15 protein-coding genes are annotated in these 18,906 nt (G+C 33.1%); 14 read left to right on the top strand and 1 reads right to left on the bottom strand.

Annotation, left to right across the window (positions count from 1 at the left end):
• The first annotated feature begins 7 nt into the window (after positions 1–7).
• The 11 genes from AC1DY0_RS15855 to bshA all read left to right on the top strand — a co-directional run bounded on the left by AC1DY0_RS15855 (position 8) and on the right by bshA (position 13,184).
• Entirely contained in the window at positions 8–1,162 is a 1,155-nt protein-coding gene (locus AC1DY0_RS15855; protein ID WP_477189559.1) for an efflux RND transporter periplasmic adaptor subunit, read from the top strand.
• Positions 1,163–1,225: 63 nt separating this feature from the next.
• Complete coding sequence (locus tag AC1DY0_RS15860; protein WP_477189560.1) at positions 1,226–3,217, top strand: heavy metal translocating P-type ATPase; 1,992 nt, start codon at positions 1,226–1,228, stop codon at positions 3,215–3,217.
• 133 nt (positions 3,218–3,350) lie between these two features.
• Positions 3,351–3,722: a hypothetical protein gene (locus AC1DY0_RS15865; RefSeq protein WP_477189561.1), complete on the top strand. Its 372-nt coding sequence runs from the start codon at positions 3,351–3,353 to the stop codon at positions 3,720–3,722.
• A gap of 213 nt (positions 3,723–3,935) precedes the next feature.
• On the top strand, positions 3,936–4,502 hold the full coding sequence (locus AC1DY0_RS15870) for a DUF3347 domain-containing protein (protein WP_477189562.1): 567 nt from the start codon (positions 3,936–3,938) through the stop codon (positions 4,500–4,502).
• 1 nt (position 4,503) lies between these two features.
• Positions 4,504–4,974 (top strand): heme-binding domain-containing protein, encoded by a 471-nt coding sequence (locus AC1DY0_RS15875; protein ID WP_477189563.1) that lies wholly within the window; start codon positions 4,504–4,506, stop codon positions 4,972–4,974.
• A gap of 5 nt (positions 4,975–4,979) precedes the next feature.
• On the top strand, positions 4,980–6,269 hold the full coding sequence (locus AC1DY0_RS15880) for an efflux RND transporter permease subunit (protein WP_477189564.1): 1,290 nt from the start codon (positions 4,980–4,982) through the stop codon (positions 6,267–6,269).
• Between the two features lies 1 nt (position 6,270).
• Complete coding sequence (locus AC1DY0_RS15885) at positions 6,271–8,208, top strand: efflux RND transporter permease subunit (protein WP_477189565.1); 1,938 nt, start codon at positions 6,271–6,273, stop codon at positions 8,206–8,208.
• Entirely contained in the window at positions 8,195–9,448 is a 1,254-nt protein-coding gene (locus tag AC1DY0_RS15890; RefSeq protein ID WP_477189566.1) for a TolC family protein, read from the top strand. Before AC1DY0_RS15885 ends, AC1DY0_RS15890 begins: the two co-directional genes overlap by 14 nt.
• Positions 9,449–9,450: 2 nt before the next feature.
• Complete coding sequence (locus tag AC1DY0_RS15895) at positions 9,451–10,695, top strand: heavy metal-binding domain-containing protein (RefSeq protein WP_477189567.1); 1,245 nt, start codon at positions 9,451–9,453, stop codon at positions 10,693–10,695.
• Between the two features lie 2 nt (positions 10,696–10,697).
• Positions 10,698–11,915, top strand: a complete 1,218-nt coding sequence (locus AC1DY0_RS15900) for an efflux RND transporter periplasmic adaptor subunit (RefSeq protein WP_477189568.1) — start codon at positions 10,698–10,700, stop codon at positions 11,913–11,915.
• A 135-nt stretch (positions 11,916–12,050) separates the two neighbouring features.
• Entirely contained in the window at positions 12,051–13,184 is a 1,134-nt protein-coding gene (bshA, locus tag AC1DY0_RS15905; protein ID WP_477189569.1) for an N-acetyl-alpha-D-glucosaminyl L-malate synthase BshA, read from the top strand.
• Between the two features lie 48 nt (positions 13,185–13,232).
• Here bshA and AC1DY0_RS15910 read toward each other — a convergent pair whose 3' ends face one another.
• Positions 13,233–13,760: a hypothetical protein gene (locus AC1DY0_RS15910; RefSeq protein WP_477189570.1), complete on the bottom strand. Its 528-nt coding sequence runs from the start codon at positions 13,758–13,760 to the stop codon at positions 13,233–13,235.
• Positions 13,761–14,075: 315 nt separating this feature from the next.
• On the opposite strand from AC1DY0_RS15910, the gene aroC reads away from it, so the two are divergent.
• The 3 genes from aroC (at position 14,076) to AC1DY0_RS15925 (ending at position 18,878) form a co-directional block, all read left to right on the top strand.
• Complete coding sequence (gene aroC / locus AC1DY0_RS15915) at positions 14,076–15,137, top strand: chorismate synthase (protein ID WP_477189571.1); 1,062 nt, start codon at positions 14,076–14,078, stop codon at positions 15,135–15,137.
• A 63-nt stretch (positions 15,138–15,200) separates the two neighbouring features.
• Complete coding sequence (locus tag AC1DY0_RS15920) at positions 15,201–16,475, top strand: dicarboxylate/amino acid:cation symporter (RefSeq protein ID WP_477189572.1); 1,275 nt, start codon at positions 15,201–15,203, stop codon at positions 16,473–16,475.
• Positions 16,476–16,673: 198 nt separating this feature from the next.
• Positions 16,674–18,878 carry a response regulator gene (locus AC1DY0_RS15925; RefSeq protein WP_477189573.1) on the top strand — a complete coding sequence of 735 codons (2,205 nt, stop codon included), beginning with the start codon at positions 16,674–16,676 and terminating at the stop codon, positions 18,876–18,878.
• Positions 18,879–18,906 lie beyond the last annotated feature (28 nt).

The raw sequence follows: 18,906 nt of genomic DNA on the forward strand, positions 1-18,906 counted from the left end.
TATAGTAATGAAAAATAATATAGCAATCATACTCTTTTCATTTTTGGTATTAGCCTCTTGTAAAAATAATTCTAGTGAAGAGACTGCTCCCAATGATTCCAAGGAGACAGTGACAGATAAATCAGTAGTGACTTTTACGGATGCTCAAATCAAAGCGATTGATTTACAGTTAGGTAATTTTGAAAATAAAAACCTGACTACAACATTAAAAATTAACGGAAAATTGTCGCTGCCTCCACAATATCAAGCACAGGTAAGCATCTTGACTGGAGGTGTTGTGAAAAATATTTTGGTTCAAGAAGGTGAATTTGTAACTGCAGGAAAAACGTTGGCAACTATTGTAAATACTGAAGTAATTCAATTGCAACAGGATTATTTAGAAAACAAGGCTAATCTTAATTATTTGGAAAAAGAGTTTCAGCGTCAAAAGGAATTGAGAGATGATAATATCAATGCTGGAAAAATTTACCAGCAATCACAGAGAGAATTACAGATTGCCCAAGCCAAAAAAGAAACACTAGGATCAAAATTAGCTCAATTAGGTATCAATGTAAATAAGTTATCATCAAAAAATATCGCTTCAAGTATTGCAATTTCGGCACCAATAAGCGGTTATATACAGCATATTAATTTGAGTATGGGTAAATATGCTGACGCAAATGCTGTATTGTTTGAAATCATTGACAATCGTTTTTTGCATTTGGATCTAAAAGTATTTGAAAAAGACATTCACAAAATAAAAATCGGACAATCAATTACATTTAGTGACGCAAATGATGTTTCGCATACTCATCCGGCCAAAATTTACGCTGTCAACAAAGCATTTGAACCCAATGAACAAGCGGTATTGGTACACGCCAAAATAAACGAAACTACTGAAACTCTTTTGCCGGGAATGTATGTGGAGGCGAGGGTAAAAATTGATAATAATAACACAATTGCCTTACCAACGGAAGCTATAGTTAACAATGGTAATGATCATTTTATTTTTATTTCAATAGGTAAAAATAGGTTTGAACAAATAAAAGTGAATATTGGTACATCAGATTTGGGTTTTAGCGAAGTAAAAGTAATTGATAAAGTTCCAGCTGATGCCAAAGTAGTAATCAAAGGAGCTTATTATCTATTGTCAGAATTGACAAAGGGAAGTGGAGAAGAATAAAACAGTGATTTTAAAGACTGTAGTTTTGGTGGTTATGTTGTAATTTTGATATAAATTAGGAAAATGGATAATACATTTAAAGAAACTGAATATATAAAAAAGAATAAACCAGATAGTTGTTGTTCGACTCATGCTGAGCACCAGCATTCGGATTCTGATGGGCACGACCATGACCACGATCATTCACACGGTGATGGAAGTTATTTTCAAATGTTTTTTCCGTCTGTAATTTCTTTTTGCTTATTGCTGATTGGAATTGTTTTGGATAATTATTTTCCTCAAGCTTGGTTTACAGGTTGGATTCGAATTGGATGGTATAGTATTGCTTACATTCCCGTTGGTTTCCCCGTTTTAAAAGAAACCTTTGAGAGTATTAGAAAAGGGCAATTTTTTTCTGAATTTTCATTGATGGTAATAGCAACTTTAGGTGCATTTGCCATTGGACAATTCCCTGAAGGGGTTGCAGTAATGTTGTTTTATTGTATCGGTGAGAATTTCCAAGGACTAGCGGTAAAAAGAGCTAAGACCAATATTAAAGTATTATTAGACCAAAGACCGGATTCGGCTACCATTTTGGAAGGGAATAAAACCGTTTTGAAAAAGGCTTCTGAGATTGCTATCGGCACTATCATTCAATTGAAGCCAGGTGAAAAACTGGCTTTGGATGGAAAACTACTTTCTGAAAGTGCTACTTTTAATACAGCTGCTTTAACTGGTGAAAGTAAACCAAATACAAAAAAAAGAAATGAGGTTGTTTTAGCAGGTATGATTAACTTAAATACAGTTGCCGAAGTTGAAGTTACTACTGTTTACACAGATAGTAAACTATCTAAAATCTTAGAAATGGTGCAGGAAGCGACTGCCAAAAAAGCACCAACCGAATTGTTTATCCGAAAGTTTGCCAAAGTATATACACCAATCGTAGTATATCTTGCATTGGCAATTTGTTTGGTCCCAATGTTTTTTGTCTCTGATTATGTATTTAGTGATTGGTTGTATCGAGCCTTGGTTTTCTTGGTGGTTTCCTGTCCTTGTGCTTTAGTGATTTCAATTCCGTTGGGATATTTTGGGGGAATTGGAGCTGCAAGTAAAAATGGAATTTTATTCAAAGGGTCTAATTTTCTAGATATAATGGCTGCCATTCAGGTGGTGGTTATGGATAAAACTGGAACCTTGACCAAAGGTGTTTTCAAGGTTCAAAAAGTGGTTGCGATTGGGTTTTTAGAAGAGGATTTGGTGAAATATACGGCAGCTTTAGAATCAAAATCGACGCATCCTGTCGGAACCGCGATTGTTGAATATTCAAAAACATTGGATGAAAATCTAAAAGTTACTGAGGTAGAAGAAATTCCTGGCCACGGACTTAAAGGAAAGGTTAATGATTTTGAGTTAATTGTTGGAAATGCAAAGTTGATGCAGAAATATGACATCAAATATGATTTGGAAATTGACACTTCGCCATTTACTATTATAATTGTTGCCATCAATAAGGTGTATTCAGGATATTTTTTAATTGCCGATGAAATCAAAGAAGATGCTAAAGCTACGATTCAAAGCTTACATAAAATAAATGTCAAAACAGTAATGCTTTCGGGTGATAAAGAAACGGTTGTAAAAGCTGTCGCAAAAGAATTGAATATTGATTTTGCTTTTGGTGATTTATTACCGGAAAATAAGGTATTACAAGTTGAAGCATTAAAATTGCAAAATAAGAAAGTCGCATTTGTTGGAGATGGAGTTAATGATGCACCCGTTATAGCCCTTGCCGATGCGGGAATTGCAATGGGCGGGCTAGGAAGTGACGCGACTATCGAAACTGCAGATATTGTCATTCAAAACGACCAACCATCAAAGATTTACACAGCGATTAATATTGGAAAACAAACCAAAAAAATTGTGTGGCAAAATATAACGATGGCTTTTACGGTAAAAGCAGTTGTTTTAATACTGGGAGCTGGCGGGTTGGCAACGATGTGGGAAGCTGTTTTTGCGGATGTTGGTGTTGCTTTATTAGCCATTTTAAATGCCGTTCGTATTCAGAGAATGAAGTTTTAGAGTAAATAAAAAAGGATGTTATTAATTAAAAAAAAACATCCTTTTTGATTTATTTGTATTACGTTTTTAACACGGTATTAGCAATCAATTATTATAAATTGATTAAATTTGAATTGAAATTAGAAAAGTAAAAATGAATAAACTTCACATTTTAATAATTATATTATTTGGTTTCTTATTGATGCCAAGTGGTGTTTTTGCGTGTGAAAAAAATTCTGCTAAACATTATTCTTCTAGAAAAGAGATTTCTTCTAAAACCTGCAATGACGATTGTTGTAAAAAGGATGGTCATTCAAAAAACAAAAGCCACGAAGGTTGCGGTGGTAAATGTAGTCACTCAAAATGCGGTTGTACTTCTTCTTGCAATACATCTGTTTCGATTACTGAATGGAACATCGATACCAATTGTTTTAATTTTCCTTCAGCAAAGCAAAATTTTTACAATTATGAGACCTCAATTTCTTCTGGTTTCAATTCTTTATGGCTTATACCAAAAATAAGCTAAATCAATTTTTGACAGCCATAAGTGCGTCAAATCATAAGCAATTCTTGCTTTAAATCCTTTATCGGTTAATAGAATCAGTGAATTATAGTTTATTGCTATTGATTTATTATTCTAATGCCTTATCAAAATTATTTAAACTTAAAACAAAACGGTTATTTACTAAATCGGATATTTCGATGGAGTCAATTTTCTATTTAATAAAATCAAAAAAAAATGAAAAATTTAATTCTTTCAGTCGTAGTAATGTCATTGGTATTGGTTTCTTGTAACCAAAAAAATAAAGAAAATAAAACAGTTAATTCAGTACTAAATAAAACAGAGACCACAACTGTAAAGGTTAATCCAAATGCTTTTTCAGTTAAAGGAATTGTAGATAATTATTTGTCTTTAAAAAATGCTTTGACCAAAGACGATTCTAATGCTTCTGCTGATGCCGGAAAGACAATGATTGAAACATTGGGGAAAATGGATATGAATAAATTATCCGGAGCGCAGATGAAAATTTATATGGACATTGCTGATGATCTTAAAGAACACGCAGAGCATATTGGAGATAATGCCGGAAACATAGCACATCAAAGAGAGCATTTTGTTTTATTGAGCAAAGACATTAACGATTTGATAAAAACTTTTGGAACAGAACAAAAACTATATCAAGATTTTTGTCCTATGGCCGATGAAGGTAAGGGTGCTATTTGGATAAGCGAGGTAAAAGATATCAAAAATCCATATTTTGGTTCAGAAATGCTTACATGTGGTTCGGTTAGAAAAGAATTCTAGAATGAAAAGAATCTTAAAAAAAATATTTTTTATAGGATTGATTATTCTTTTTCTGATGCAGTTTTATCAGCCTGCTCGAAACATAGCTTTAAAACAGAATTATACTGCCGATTTTACAAAAGTGAATAATGTTCCTAAAAATATAGAAATAATATTGCGAACCTCTTGCTTTGATTGTCACAGCAATAATACTCATTATCCTTGGTATTCGAATATTCAGCCTGTTCGTTTTTTTATGGATAGCCATATAAATGAAGGCAAAGAGGAATTGAACTTTAATGAATATGGAAATTATTCAAAACGCAGACAAAACAGCAAATTGAAAGCTATAATGAAAGAAATCAGGTCGAATGATATGCCATTGACTTCATATACATTGATACACAAAAACGCAATACTTTCTGATAGTCAAAAACAGGAAGTCATAGCTTGGATTCTGAAAACCAGGGACAGTCTTTCGTCCAAATACTAACTATTATGGTAGAAAAATTAATATCATTTTCTTTAAAAAACAGATTTATTGTGCTGCTGGTTTCGGCCTGTCTGTTTGGTTGGGGAATTTATAGCGTCCAGCAAAATCCCATTGATGCCATACCGGATTTGTCCGAAAATCAGGTAATTGTATTTACAGAGTGGATGGGAAGAAGTCCACAGGTTATTGAAGCTCAAGTAACTTATCCTTTGGTATCCAATCTTCAGGGAATTCCAAAAGTCAAAAATATTCGTGGTGCCTCAATGTTTGGGATGAGCTTCGTATATATTGTTTTTGAGGACAATGTTGATATTTACTGGGCAAGAACAAGGGTTTTGGAACGACTCAATTATGCTCAACGATTATTGCCTCAAAATGTGGTTCCTACGCTAGGTCCTGATGGTACGGGCGTTGGTCACGTTTTTTGGTATCATCTAGACGCAAATGGAATGGACTTAGGGGAGCAAAGAGCCTTGCAGGATTGGTATGTGAAATTTGCATTACAAACTGTTCCAGGTGTTGCTGAAGTGGCTTCTTTTGGGGGTTTTGAAAAGCAATACCAATTGGTTTTAGACCCTTTAAAAATGCAATATTACAAAGTCAGTATGATGGAAGTGATGAACGCCGTGAAAGCCAATAATAACGACGTTGGGGGGCGTAAATTCGAAATGAGTGATATGTCATATATCATAAGGGGTTTGGGATATATAAAAAACATAAAGGACGTAGAAGAGATTGCCATTAAGAATTATAATTCTATTCCGGTACGGGTAAAAGACATTGGATTCATTCAAATGGGAGGTGATTTGCGTCTTGGAATTTTTGATGAAGACGGAAAAGGCGAAGTGGTTGGTGGTATTGTAGTGATGCGATATGGCGAAAATGCCGATAAAATCATCAAAGCTGTAAAATTAAAGATGAAGGAAGTCGAAAAAGGATTGCCCGAGGGAGTAACTTTTAAAACTTCTTATGATAGAAGCGAATTGATAGAAAAAGCAATCGAATCTGTGAAAGGAACATTAATAGAAGAGATGATTGCAGTCTCAATTGTAGTGTTGCTTTTTCTTTTCCATTGGAGAAGTGCTTTGATTATTTTGATTCAAATACCAATTTCAGTGGCTGTTGCATTTATATTTCTGCAAGCTTTTGGAATTTCTTCGAATATTATGTCGCTTACGGGAATTGCTTTGGCAATAGGGGTTTTGGTTGATGACGGAATTGTAATGGTGGAGAATGCTTATAGGACAATTTCGGAGAAACAGGAAGAAATGGATAATAACCAAAATGCAATTTAAGATGAAAAATAACCTGAAAAATATATTCAAAAAGGAAAATGATCCGTTGACTTCGGAAGAGAAACTCAAACTAATCGAGGCTTCTTCTAAATTGGTCGGGCCGGGTGTGTTTTATTCGACAATAATTGTAATTGCGTCGTTTTTGCCTGTATTTCTTCTTACGGGAATGGAAGGTAAATTGTTTAGTCCATTGGCTTGGACAAAATCATTTATCCTAATCGTGGATGCTTTTTTTGCAATTACGCTAACTCCAGTATTGATTAGCTTTTTACTCAAAGGAAAACTTCGAACAGAAAACAAAAATCCGATTAATAGAAAATTGGAAAGTATTTATACTCCTATTTTAACTCTTTGTTTAAAATGGAGAAAAACAGTCTTAGCAATTAATATTGTGGCGCTGTTGATTGGTGCATTGATGTTTACACGCTTGGGATCCGAATTTATGCCGCCGCTCGATGAAGGTTCCATTTTGTTTATGCCAGTGACCTTGCCTGATGTCTCTAATTCTGAAGTGAAAAGAATTTTGCAGGTACAAGACCGATTGATAAAATCGATTCCCGAAGTGGCTCACGTTTTAGGGAAAGCAGGCAGAGCCAACACCGCGACTGACAATAGTCCAATTAGTATGATAGAGACAATTGTCTTGCTGAAACCCCACAACGAGTGGAGAGAAGGTAAGACGAAGGCGGATATCATAAATGAAATCAATAATAAACTACAAATTCCGGGAGTAACCAATGGTTTTACCCAACCGATTATCAACCGAATTAATATGCTTTCGACGGGTATCAGAACAGACGTGGGGATAAAAATATACGGCGAGAGTTTAGACACCATCAATGCTTTATCCCAAAAAATAAAAATGGCATTGGAAGGAACTTCGGGAGTAAAAGATTTGTATGCCGAACCCATTACGGGTGGAAAATACATTGATATTGTACCCAAACGAGAAGTCATAGGTAGATATGGACTAAGCATCGATGATATAAACAATGTTGTGGAAGCTTCTATTGGTGGAATGAAACTGACCACAACAATCGAAGGAAGACAGCGCTTTTCGGTCAACGCCAGATATGCACAAGAATACCGAAACAGCATCGAAGCCTTGAGAAAATTACAGGTACAAACAATGGAATTTGGCCCTATTCCGTTAGAAACGGTTGCCGATGTAAAAATAAGCGATGGTCCACCAATGATAAACAGTGAAAATGCTATGCTTCGTGGCAGTGTCTTGTTTAATGTTCGCGATCGTGATTTAGGAAGCACTGTCAAAGAAGCGCAGGCAAAACTGAATGAAATGATTACCAAAATGCCCAAAGGATATTATGTGGAATGGAGTGGTCAATGGGAAAACCAAATCAGAGCCAACAAAACATTGGGCTTAATTTTGCCCATCGTTGTAGTCATTATTTTTCTCATTCTATATTTTACGTATCATTCCATGAAAGAGGCTTTGATTACGATGATAACAGTTCCGTTTGCATTAATCGGAGGTATTTTTATGGTCTATTTTTATGGAATTAATTTATCGGTGGCAGTAGCTGTGGGTTTTATTGCCTTGTTTGGTTTGGCAGTCGAAACAGCAATGCTCATCACGATTTATCTGAATGAAGCTATGAACAAAATGGTAGCCAAACACGGTAACAGTAAAGAAAACTTAACAGAAGAAATAGTAAGAGAATATATTATTGAAGGTTCTGCCAAGAGGCTTCGACCAAAACTGATGACCGTTTCGGTTTCATTATTTGGTTTAATACCGATACTTTGGGCAACAGGAACAGGAGCAGATGTAATGCTTCCCATCACCGTTCCGCTCATTGGAGGAACAATTACTTCAACGATTTATGTATTATTAGTAACCCCAGTTGTTTTTGAAATGGTGAAACTCCAAGAATTAAAAACAAAAGGAAAAATTAGTCTCATAGATGCAAAACATTAAATATTATATCGCCATAAGTTGTTTGATTTTAAGCTTTGCAAATATTAAGGCCCAAACACTTACTTTGGATAATGTTTTGACTACGATCAAAACAAATAATCCACAATTGAAAATGTACGATGCCGATATACAAAGTATGGATGCTTCGGCGAAAGGAGCCAGAAGTTGGATGGCGCCTCAAGTAGAAACGGGTTTCTTTATGACTCCGTATAATTCCAATTTATGGAAAGCCAGTGAAATGGGATCAGGGATGGGAAATTATATGCTTGGTGTTACCCAAATGATTCCGAATGCCTCTAAGCTAAATGCGAATGAAAATTTGATGAAAGCGATGTCTTCGGTCGAAAGTGAAAATAAAAAATTTACATTGAACCAGTTAAAAGCATTGGCTAAAACCTACTATTATGAATGGATAATCATTAAGAAAAAGACGAAAATTGCCCAAGACAACCTTCAGCTTTTGGAGTATATGATCAAAAGCATGGAAATACGCTATCAGTACAATATGGATAAATTGTCATCATATTACAAGGCTAAATCTCAATATGCCACTTTGCAAAGTATGATTGTGATGTTGGAAAATGATGCTTCACAGCGAAAATACATACTCAATACCTTAATGGCTCGCGATAAAAATGTGGATTTTGAAATTGATTCTAATTATGAAATCAAAGATTTTAATCTCCTTGAAGCCGATTTGTCTCCCTATATCAACAACCGTAGCGACATCAAAGCCATTGATAAAACTAAGGAAATCAATAATTATAAGATTGAGGTGGAAAAGGTCGCGACCAGACCTGAATTTGGTGTTAAATACGACCATATGTTTGCTTTTGGTAATCAACCGCAACAATTTTCATTGATGGGAATGATGACTATTCCGGTGTCTTGGTCCACCAAAATGAATAAAGCCAATATGGAAAGTTATCGAATTAAAAATGAAAGTTTGGATTGGCAAAAGCAAATGATTGCCAACGAAGCCAGCGGAATGATAAAAGGTATGAATGCTGAGTTTTTGAACCTGAAAAAGCAATACCAAATTACGCAGGACAACATTATTCCAGCTTTGAAACGAAACTATGATACTGCCATTTTAGCTTGGCAAAACAACACAGGAGACTTGTTCGTGGCGTTGGAAGCCTGGGAAGCTATGAATATGACTCAAATGGATGCTTTAGATAAATTAAAATCGATTTTAACGACACAGGTTGAAATCGAAAAACAACTAGAAATGAATTAATTATGAGTAATTATATAAAGTATAGTTTTATGTTTGTTGTGATTTTAATTATTGGAATTGCAGTCTATCGTTTTGTCACAAAATCAGACAATCATTCGGAAATGGAACATCAAAATGAGGTTTATACTTGCTCGATGCATCCACAAATTATAAAGGAGAAACCTGGAAATTGTCCTATTTGCGGTATGACTTTAGTAAAAAAAGTAACCGAAGACCATTCCGAAATAAATGATTCTGTTAATGATCTTTTGAAACGTACCGATAATTTTGTAGTAGGTAATTATCAAACGATTATCGTAAAAGATACAACTATAAGCAGTGAAATTAGTTTGYCCGGAACTGTAGTTTACGACCCCAATTCATTTGTAAATATCTCAGCAAGAATAAGCGGTCGAATTGAAAAAATGTACATCAATTACAAATATCAAAAAGTAACGAAAGGGCAAAAAATATTTGAAATATACAGTCCTGAATTATTAACCGAGCAGCAGAATTATATTTATTTGGTTTCCAATGACAGCCAAAACACATCGATTATTAATTCAGCCAAGCAGAAATTATTGCTCTATGGGATGACAAATTCTCAGGTAAATGCATTGACTTCCGCCAAAAAAACAAATCCTGTAATCACTATTTATAGTCCTGTCAGTGGAATCATTACCGGAGCCGAAAAAATGACTAATACTAGTGTTTCTTCTATGTCAAATGCAAACAATACAGAAACATTAGACGTAAAAGAAGGGAGTTATATTAAAAAAGGAGATGTTGTTTTTAAGTTGATGAGTTCCGATAAAGTTTGGGGCGTTTTCGATGTTTTGCAGGGCTATAATAGTCTAATCAAAATCAATCAATCAATTGATATTACTTCTGAATTGGATGAAAAAAATGTGATCTACGCAAAAATAAATTTTGTGGAAACACAATTAAACCCAACGGATAAAACCAACAAAATTCGAGTGTATCTCAATAATCAAAATCTAAAATTACCCATTGGCTCAAGATTACAAGGTACTGTGCAATTAAATTCTGCAAAGGGGATTTGGTTACAAAAACAAGCTTTGGTTAGCTTGGGAGAGAAAAAAATAGTTTTTGTAAAAATGGATGGTGGCTTCAAAGCAACTGCAATACAATCGGGTATTGAAATGGATGATTTTGTTCAAATCAATGGTGGTATTTCGATGGGAGACACCATTGCCAAAAATGGACAATATCTTATAGACAGCGAAAGTTTCATTAAAACCAAGTAATTATGAAGAATTTAAAATCAATTGGTATTCTATCAATATTATTTTCAGTATTTATAGCCTGCAATTCCAAAAACAAAGAAGACCATAGTGGACACAAAATGACTGACGAAAAAATATTTTACACTTGTTCGATGGATCCTCAGATAAAAGAAGATAGACCGGGTAAATGTCCTATTTGTCACATGCATTTAACTCCCGTAAAACATGATAATTCCGATCCAAACGAAATAAGTTTGAGCAAACAGCAAATTCGATTGGGTAATATTAGCATGCAGTCCATTGTGGAATCCCAAAGCAGTTTAAAACAAAGTTATATAGGTACTTTGGCAATTAATCAAGAGAAAATCAATTCAGTTTCATCAAGATCGATGGGGCGAATTGAAAAATTGTTTTTCAAGTCTGTTGGAGATTATGTAGCAAAAAACCAAGCGGTTTTTGAATTGTACAGCGAAGATATAGCCATTGCCAAACAGGATTATTTGACTGCGTATAAGCAATTGTCGATGCCGGGAGATTTTGGGAAAAACGCAAAAAATATGCTAGTTAGCGCCAAACAAAAGCTTCTTTTTTACGGTCTTAGCAGTGCTCAAATTGAAAGCATTAAAAACAATAAAGATGTTTCTCCAAATACAATTTTCTACAGCACTTATAGCGGAACAGTTTCAGAAATTATTGCCACCGAAGGAAGTTATGTGATGGAAGGCGGAGCCATAATAAAATTAACGGATTTGAACAACCTTTGGCTGGAAACACAAGTAAATGTAAACTATGCGAAAAGTTTAAAAACAGGTCAGAAAGCTAGTGTAACTTTTACTGATTTCCCGGATAAAACAATTAATACCCAAGTTGCATTTATCAATCCAGAAATTAATAATGACACTCGATTGTTGTTAATCCGAATGGAAATCTCGAATCCGGGTTTACACCTAAAACCCGGAATGCAAGCTGTTGTCCAATTAACCCAATCGAATGCAAAAGGGATTTTTCTCCCGATTGATGCGGTAATCCAAGATGAAAAGGCTTCTTATATTTGGGTCGAAAAAAGACCAGGAATATTTGAAAATGTTATGGTAGAAACAGGTATAGAAACTGATGGAATGATTGAGATCAAATCCGATTTAGATCCTTCAAAAAAAGTGGTAGTTACTGGAGCGTATGCCATAAACAGCGAATATAAATTCCGAAAAGGAAGTGACCCAATGGCAGGAATGAAGATGTAAACGAACAGATATAATTATAAAAAAAAAATATAGAATTTGGTTTCAAATAATGAAGTTTAAAAAGTTAAATTTTAACTTTATTTTATACTAAAAGAGACCTAATCTCCTTAATTTCGTTCCACTTAAAAATTATACATGAAAATAGCAATAGTTTGTTATCCAACATTTGGGGGAAGTGGCGTAGTTGCTACAGAATTAGGTTTAGAATTGGCAAGACGTGGTCACGAAATTCATTTTATAACCTATAGTCAACCAGTACGTTTAGCATTGTTAAATCCCAATGTTCACTATCACGAAGTAATCGTTCCTGAATATCCTTTATTCCATTTCCAGCCTTATGAATTGGCTCTGTCTAGTAAATTGGTTGACATGGTTAAATTGTATAAAATTGAGGTTCTGCATGTACATTATGCGATTCCTCACGCTTATGCTGGTTATATGGCCAAACAAATGTTGAAAGACGAAGGAATCGATATTCCGATGGTAACCACACTTCACGGGACTGATATTACTTTGGTTGGAAATCATCCTTTTTATAAGCCGGCAGTGACTTTTAGCATCAATAAATCAGATTATGTGACTTCGGTTTCACAAAGTTTGAAAGACGATACACTAAAATTATTCAATATAAAAAATGAAATTCAGGTGATTCCGAATTTTATCGAATTGGATAAAAATAATTACGATCCGACGGTTCCTTGCCGACGATCTGTTATGGCAAATCCTGATGAAAGGATAATAACGCATATCAGTAATTTTAGAAAAGTAAAGCGAATTCCAGATATCATTAAGATATTTTATAAAATTCAAAAAGAAATTCCTTCTAAATTAATGATGGTAGGTGATGGGCCTGAAAAAGAAAAGGCTGAAAAAATGTGCAGAAAGTTTGGTATTCAGGATAAAGTGATATTTTTCGGGAATAGTAACGAAATAGACAAAATTTTAGGCCTTACTGATTTATTTCTTTTGCCATCAGAAACCGAAAGTTTTGGATTGGCAGCATTAGAAGCAATGGCTTGCGGAGTTCCTGTTATATCAAGTAATTCTGGTGGTTTGCCTGAGGTAAATATAGATGGAGTTTCGGGTTATTTAAGTGATGTTGGGGAAGTTAATGAAATGGCAGAGAATGCGCTAAAAATATTAAAAGAAGACAGTGTTCTTGCCGAATTTAAAAAGAATGCCTTGCACGTAGCCGAAAGTTTTGACATTAAAAACATTCTGCCAATTTATGAGGCTTTATATCTCAATGCTATAAATAAATATAAATAGGTTAAAAAAAAAAACCATCTTTAGTCTAAAATTTAAAGATGGTTTTTTTTAGAATTTGTATCGCATTGCCAGACCTGCATTAATTCCAAAATCATTTTGCTGGTAATTGTTAAAAACGTATTCCGGTCTTAAGTTAATGGCAATTTGAATAGGAATTTTCTTGAAATTGTACTCAATGCCAACATCTCCATTGATTACTGCAAAAATGCCATTATCACTTCCGTATCCATTATTATAATTATCATCAGTATTCCAGTACCCTAATCCACCACCAAAGCCAGCATGCCAATCTAATTCTTTTTCAATATTCCAATGCCATTGATAAATTCCAGATAGTTTTATTGCATCAGTATTATTATCATTGGTGAAACCCAAATCAAGTTCCAATCGATTTTTTACGGATAGTTTTTTTTGATATGAAATTTCAGCTCCAAAACCATGATTATTTCCAAATCGCAATCCAATCGCATTTTTTGAAATGTTATCTTGTTTTGTAATATTTTCTTGATTTTCTTGTGCTTGACTAGAAAATACCAGCCCAATTAGCAGACATAAGCAATAGTAGTTTTTTTTCATTCGTCTATTTTTGAGGTGTTAATAAACATGCTGCATATAAAATTACAAAAAATAATAAAGGTTGAATTTAGTTATTTTTAAATCAGGTATTTATGATTTTATTTGGAATAATAAAAATACTCTTTCTTTTAAATTGAAATAAATTGATAAAGGTTACTCATCAAATATCAATTGCATTTTAAGAGTTTACATTTTATTTATGCTAAAAAGCAATAGAATTTAGATAGATATTGTGTGTAATTATTGTGAAATATTACTAATTTATAATTTTTAGTTTAATTCATAAAACTTACATTTGCGTAAAATTTTTATACAATGGCAGGAAATAGCTACGGCACACTATATAGAATAACTACTTTTGGAGAATCACATGGGGAAGCATTGGGTGGAATCATTGATGGTTGTCCTTCTGGAATTCAACTTGATTTGGAGGCGATTCAAATTGAAATGTCACGAAGAAAACCAGGTCAATCTGCGATAGTTACGCAAAGAAAAGAACCAGATGATGTTCAATTTTTATCTGGAATTTTTGAAGGGAAAACTACTGGAACACCAATCGGTTTTATTATTCCGAATACCAATCAAAAATCAGATGATTATTCACATATAAAAGATAACTACAGACCAAGTCATGCAGATTATGTGTATGAAAAAAAGTATGGAGTACGTGATTATAGAGGTGGAGGACGTAGTTCTGCACGCGAAACGGCTAGTAGAGTAGTCGCAGGCGCTATTGCTAAACAAATGCTATCTAATATTAAAATAAATGCTTACGTTTCGGCCGTAGGTCCTATTTCTTTGGATACGCCTTACCAAGAATTAGATTTTTCTAAAATAGAAAGCAATCCAGTACGTTGTCCAGATGAAGCGATGGCTGCGACAATGGAAGATTATATTAAGCAAATTCGAAAAGAGGGAGATACTGTAGGAGGTGTGGTTACTTGTGTAATTCAAAATGTACCCGTTGGACTTGGAGAGCCTGTTTTCGATAAATTACATGCTGAAATAGGAAAAGCAATGCTTTCAATCAATGCGGTAAAAGGGTTCGAATTTGGAAGTGGTTTTGAAGGTTCTAAAATGAAAGGAAGTCAGCATAATGATTTATACAATCCTGATGGAACTACAAAAACTAATCTTTCTGGAGGAATTCAAGGTGGAATAAGTAACGGAATGGATATTTATTTCCGTGTTGCTTTTAAACCTGTAGCAACCATAATGCAAAAACAGGAATCATTGGACAACAAAGGAAATATAACCGAAATGACAGGAAAAGGGCGTCATGATCCTTGTGTAGTACCTCGTGCTGTTCCTATTGTAGAAGCAATGGCAGCTATAGTTCTTGCTGATTTTTATCTTTTGAATAAAACATATTTATAATTGCAAAGCATCCTCAGTATTTTGACGAGCTAAATATTGAGATTTAACCTTGAAATTAATTTAATGACTACAATTACAACTGAAAAAACATCATTTTTAAAAGGTCTTACAGGTCAGATCCTGATTGCAATGTTCTTAGGAGCTGTATTAGGTGTTATTATTCACAACTCTACTACAGTCGAAAGCGCACAAGAATTCAGCAATAAAATAAAAATGTTGGCCACTATTTTTATTAGACTGGTACAAATGATTATTGCACCATTAGTTTTTACAACTTTAGTAGTTGGAATTGCCAAATTGGGGGATATAAAAACGGTTGGTAGAATTGGTGGGAAAGCTTTGGCCTGGTTCTTTACAGCTTCATTTATTTCATTATTAATTGGAATGTTATATGTGAATTTATTGCAACCTGGAGTTGGTTTAAATTTATCTAATGTTGATTTAGCTTTGGCTACAGATGTTACCGCAAAAACTCAAAATTTGTCTTTTGAAAATTTTATTGAGCATATTGTACCTAAAAGTCTTTTTGAAGCAATGGCTACCAATGAGATTTTACAGATTGTTATATTTTCTATCTTCTTTGGATTGGCGGCTGCATCAGTAGGAGATTTTGCAAAACCTGTAACCGACTTTTTGGATAGAACTTCGCATATTGTATTGAAAATGGTGAATTTTGTAATGAAATTTGCTCCAATTGGAGTTTTTGGTGCTATTGCAGGAGTTTTTGCTGTTCGAGATTTTCAGGAATTAGCTATTACATATTTTAAATTCTTTGGTTCGTTTCTAATAGGTATTGGTACACTTTGGGTGGTGTTAATTATTGTTGGGTTTCTTTTTCTTGGGAAAGGAATAAAAGTATTACTGAAACATATTGTGAGTCCATTGATTATTGCTTTTAGTACGACCAGTTCTGAAGCCGTATTTCCAAAACTTACTGAAGAATTAGAAAACTTTGGTGTAAAAGATAAAATAGTTGCATTTATGTTACCATTAGGCTATTCATTCAATTTAGATGGGAGTATGATGTACATGACCTTTGCAGGTATTTTTATTGCTCAAGCCTACGGGATACATTTGGATTACCCTACTCAGTTTACAATGCTTTTTGTTTTAATGCTTACCAGTAAAGGGATTGCAGGTGTGCCAAGAGCAAGTTTAGTAGTTGTTGCTGCTACTTGTGGAATGTTTAAAATACCAATTGAGGGTATTGCTTTAATATTGCCGATAGATCATTTTTGCGATATGTTTAGAAGTGCTACGAACGTTTTAGGTAATGCATTAGCCACTTCGGTAGTCGGAAAATGGGAAGATGAAAAAGAAGAAAAACAAAGTATTTAAAATGTAATTTAAAATCTTTGTTATTTGATTTAAAAGTCAAAAAGTAATTATAATATAATTTTATAAAAAAAGCAGTTACAACTCAAATGTAACTGCTTTTTTATTTATTAAATTGAATGTTATATTTTGAAATATTCTGAATTAAAATGTAATTTATCTATAGATTATGATGTATATTTGAATAAACAACTAGTATTTATGCCCTCTATAAGAATAGTTCTATTAATTATTTTGTGGTTTAATCTTTTAGGTACTGCATTTGGTCAAACGCAATTACCAACCAATAAAGTAATTGATAAATTAACCAAACAAGCTGCTAAACTACGTGAATCTGGTGATTTTGAAAAATCTTTATTGATTTCAAGGTTAGCATTGCGTAAAGCGGTATCTATACATGAGAATGTTCTTATTGCTGAAAATTATAATAATGTTGCAGCCAATTATAATGCTTTAGCTGAATTTGACAAAGCCATTTTTTACTACAATAAAGCCTTGATTTATGCTAATCAGACTCAAAATGATACTATAAAACAAAGGATTAATAATAATCTTGGAAATATGTATTGCTTTGAAAAAAAGAAATACGAAAAAGGAGTAGCTTATTATAGAAAGGCACTTGAACACAGTAAAAAAATATCCGATTCTTCTCAAATAGCTTTTACGAATCTCAACATAGCTTGGGCTTTTTTTGATGTTGGTAAATTTAAAGAAGGGGAAGAAAGTTTGAAAATGATTAATCATTATTATGAAAAACATAATAATGATTTTATTATTGTTGTATTAAACATGCTTAACGGTATGTATTGTAATTATAAAAATGAAGATACAAAAGCTGAATTTTATTTTAATGAAGCTATTCGGTTTGGAAGAAAACTTAATGAGAAATCAGATTTATCTTTTTCTCATTTAGAGTTTTCAAAATTTTTGTTGAAACGAAAAGATTATAAAAGAGCATATGAAAATCTAGATATTTACACTAAACTCAATGAGGAACTTTACGCTGAAGAAAAATTACAAAAGGCAAATGTAGAAGGGATTAATTTTGAATTGGATGAATATAAAAGGACTATTGATAAAATTGAAAATGAAAGAGATTTACAATTTCAAAGTTTGAAAAAATCAAGAATAATTGTTCTGCTTTTTATAATAGCTATTTTTGTTTTATTGCTTTTTCTAAACTCATTGATTAAAAATAATAAGTTCCGATTAAAATCGAATGCTGATTTAATGATAGCCAATGAAGAATTGATTATTGCTAATAAAAAAGCGGAAGAATCATCTATTCTAAAGACACAATTTGTTTCTACAATAAGTCATGAATTACGAACTCCATTATACGGAGTAGTTGGTATTACTGATTTATTATTGGAAGAACATAAAGAACTTGCTTCAAGTCCACATTTAAATTCCTTAAAATTTTCGGCTCGTTATTTGTTGTCTTTGGTTAATGATATTTTGCAGATCAATAAAATTGAAGAAAACAAAGTTATATTGGATAACTTGACTTTTAATTTGGCCGATGAATTTCATATGATAAAAAATTCGTTGTCTTTTATTGCTAAAAAAAACAACAATAAAGTATATATAGATGTTGATCCATTAATTCCAGAAAGTTTAATAGGAGACAAACTGAGATTCGCTCAAATCCTTATGAATTTAGTAAGCAATGCCTTGAAATTCACAAAAAATGGTGATGTTTATATAATTGCCAAACAAGTTAAAATTCAGGATAAAGTACATTCGTTAGATATTAAGATTAAAGATAATGGAATTGGAATTGCTCCTTTTGATCAAGAAAAAATATTTGATAAATTTGTTCAAGTAGGAAGAAAAGAAGTAGATTATCAAGGGACTGGTCTGGGTTTGCCAATAGTCAAAAGATTATTGGAACTTTTTGGTAGCGAGATTGTTGTTGAAAGTGACTTAGGGAAAGGGACTGCTTTTAGCTTTCTTATCAATTTTGAATGTAATGCGGCCAAAACAATTGAAATTATAAATAATATTCAAGTTGATATGACTTCCAGTCAGGTGTTTAAAGTATTGGTTGTTGAGGATAATCCTATTAATCAATTGATTACCAAGAAAACTATCGAGAAGAATAATTATACATGTGTTGTAGTAGATGATGGTTTTAAGGCTTTGGAAATTTTAGATAATGAAGAATTTGATATTATTTTAATGGATATTAATATGCCATTAATGAATGGGTTTGAAACCTCAAGAAGAATAAGGCAGAAAGATATCGAAACTCCTATAATAGCACTAACGGCCTTTGATAAAAACGAAATTACAGATGAAGCAATAATGGCTGGGATAAATGATATTATTGTAAAACCTTTTGAAGTGGTTCAGTTATTTAAAATTATAAATTGTCTTATTTTAAAAACAAAAAGCGTTGTTTAATTTCAACGCCTTTTTAAATTAAATTTTT

This window comes from Flavobacterium sp. P1_E4, assembly GCF_056405915.1.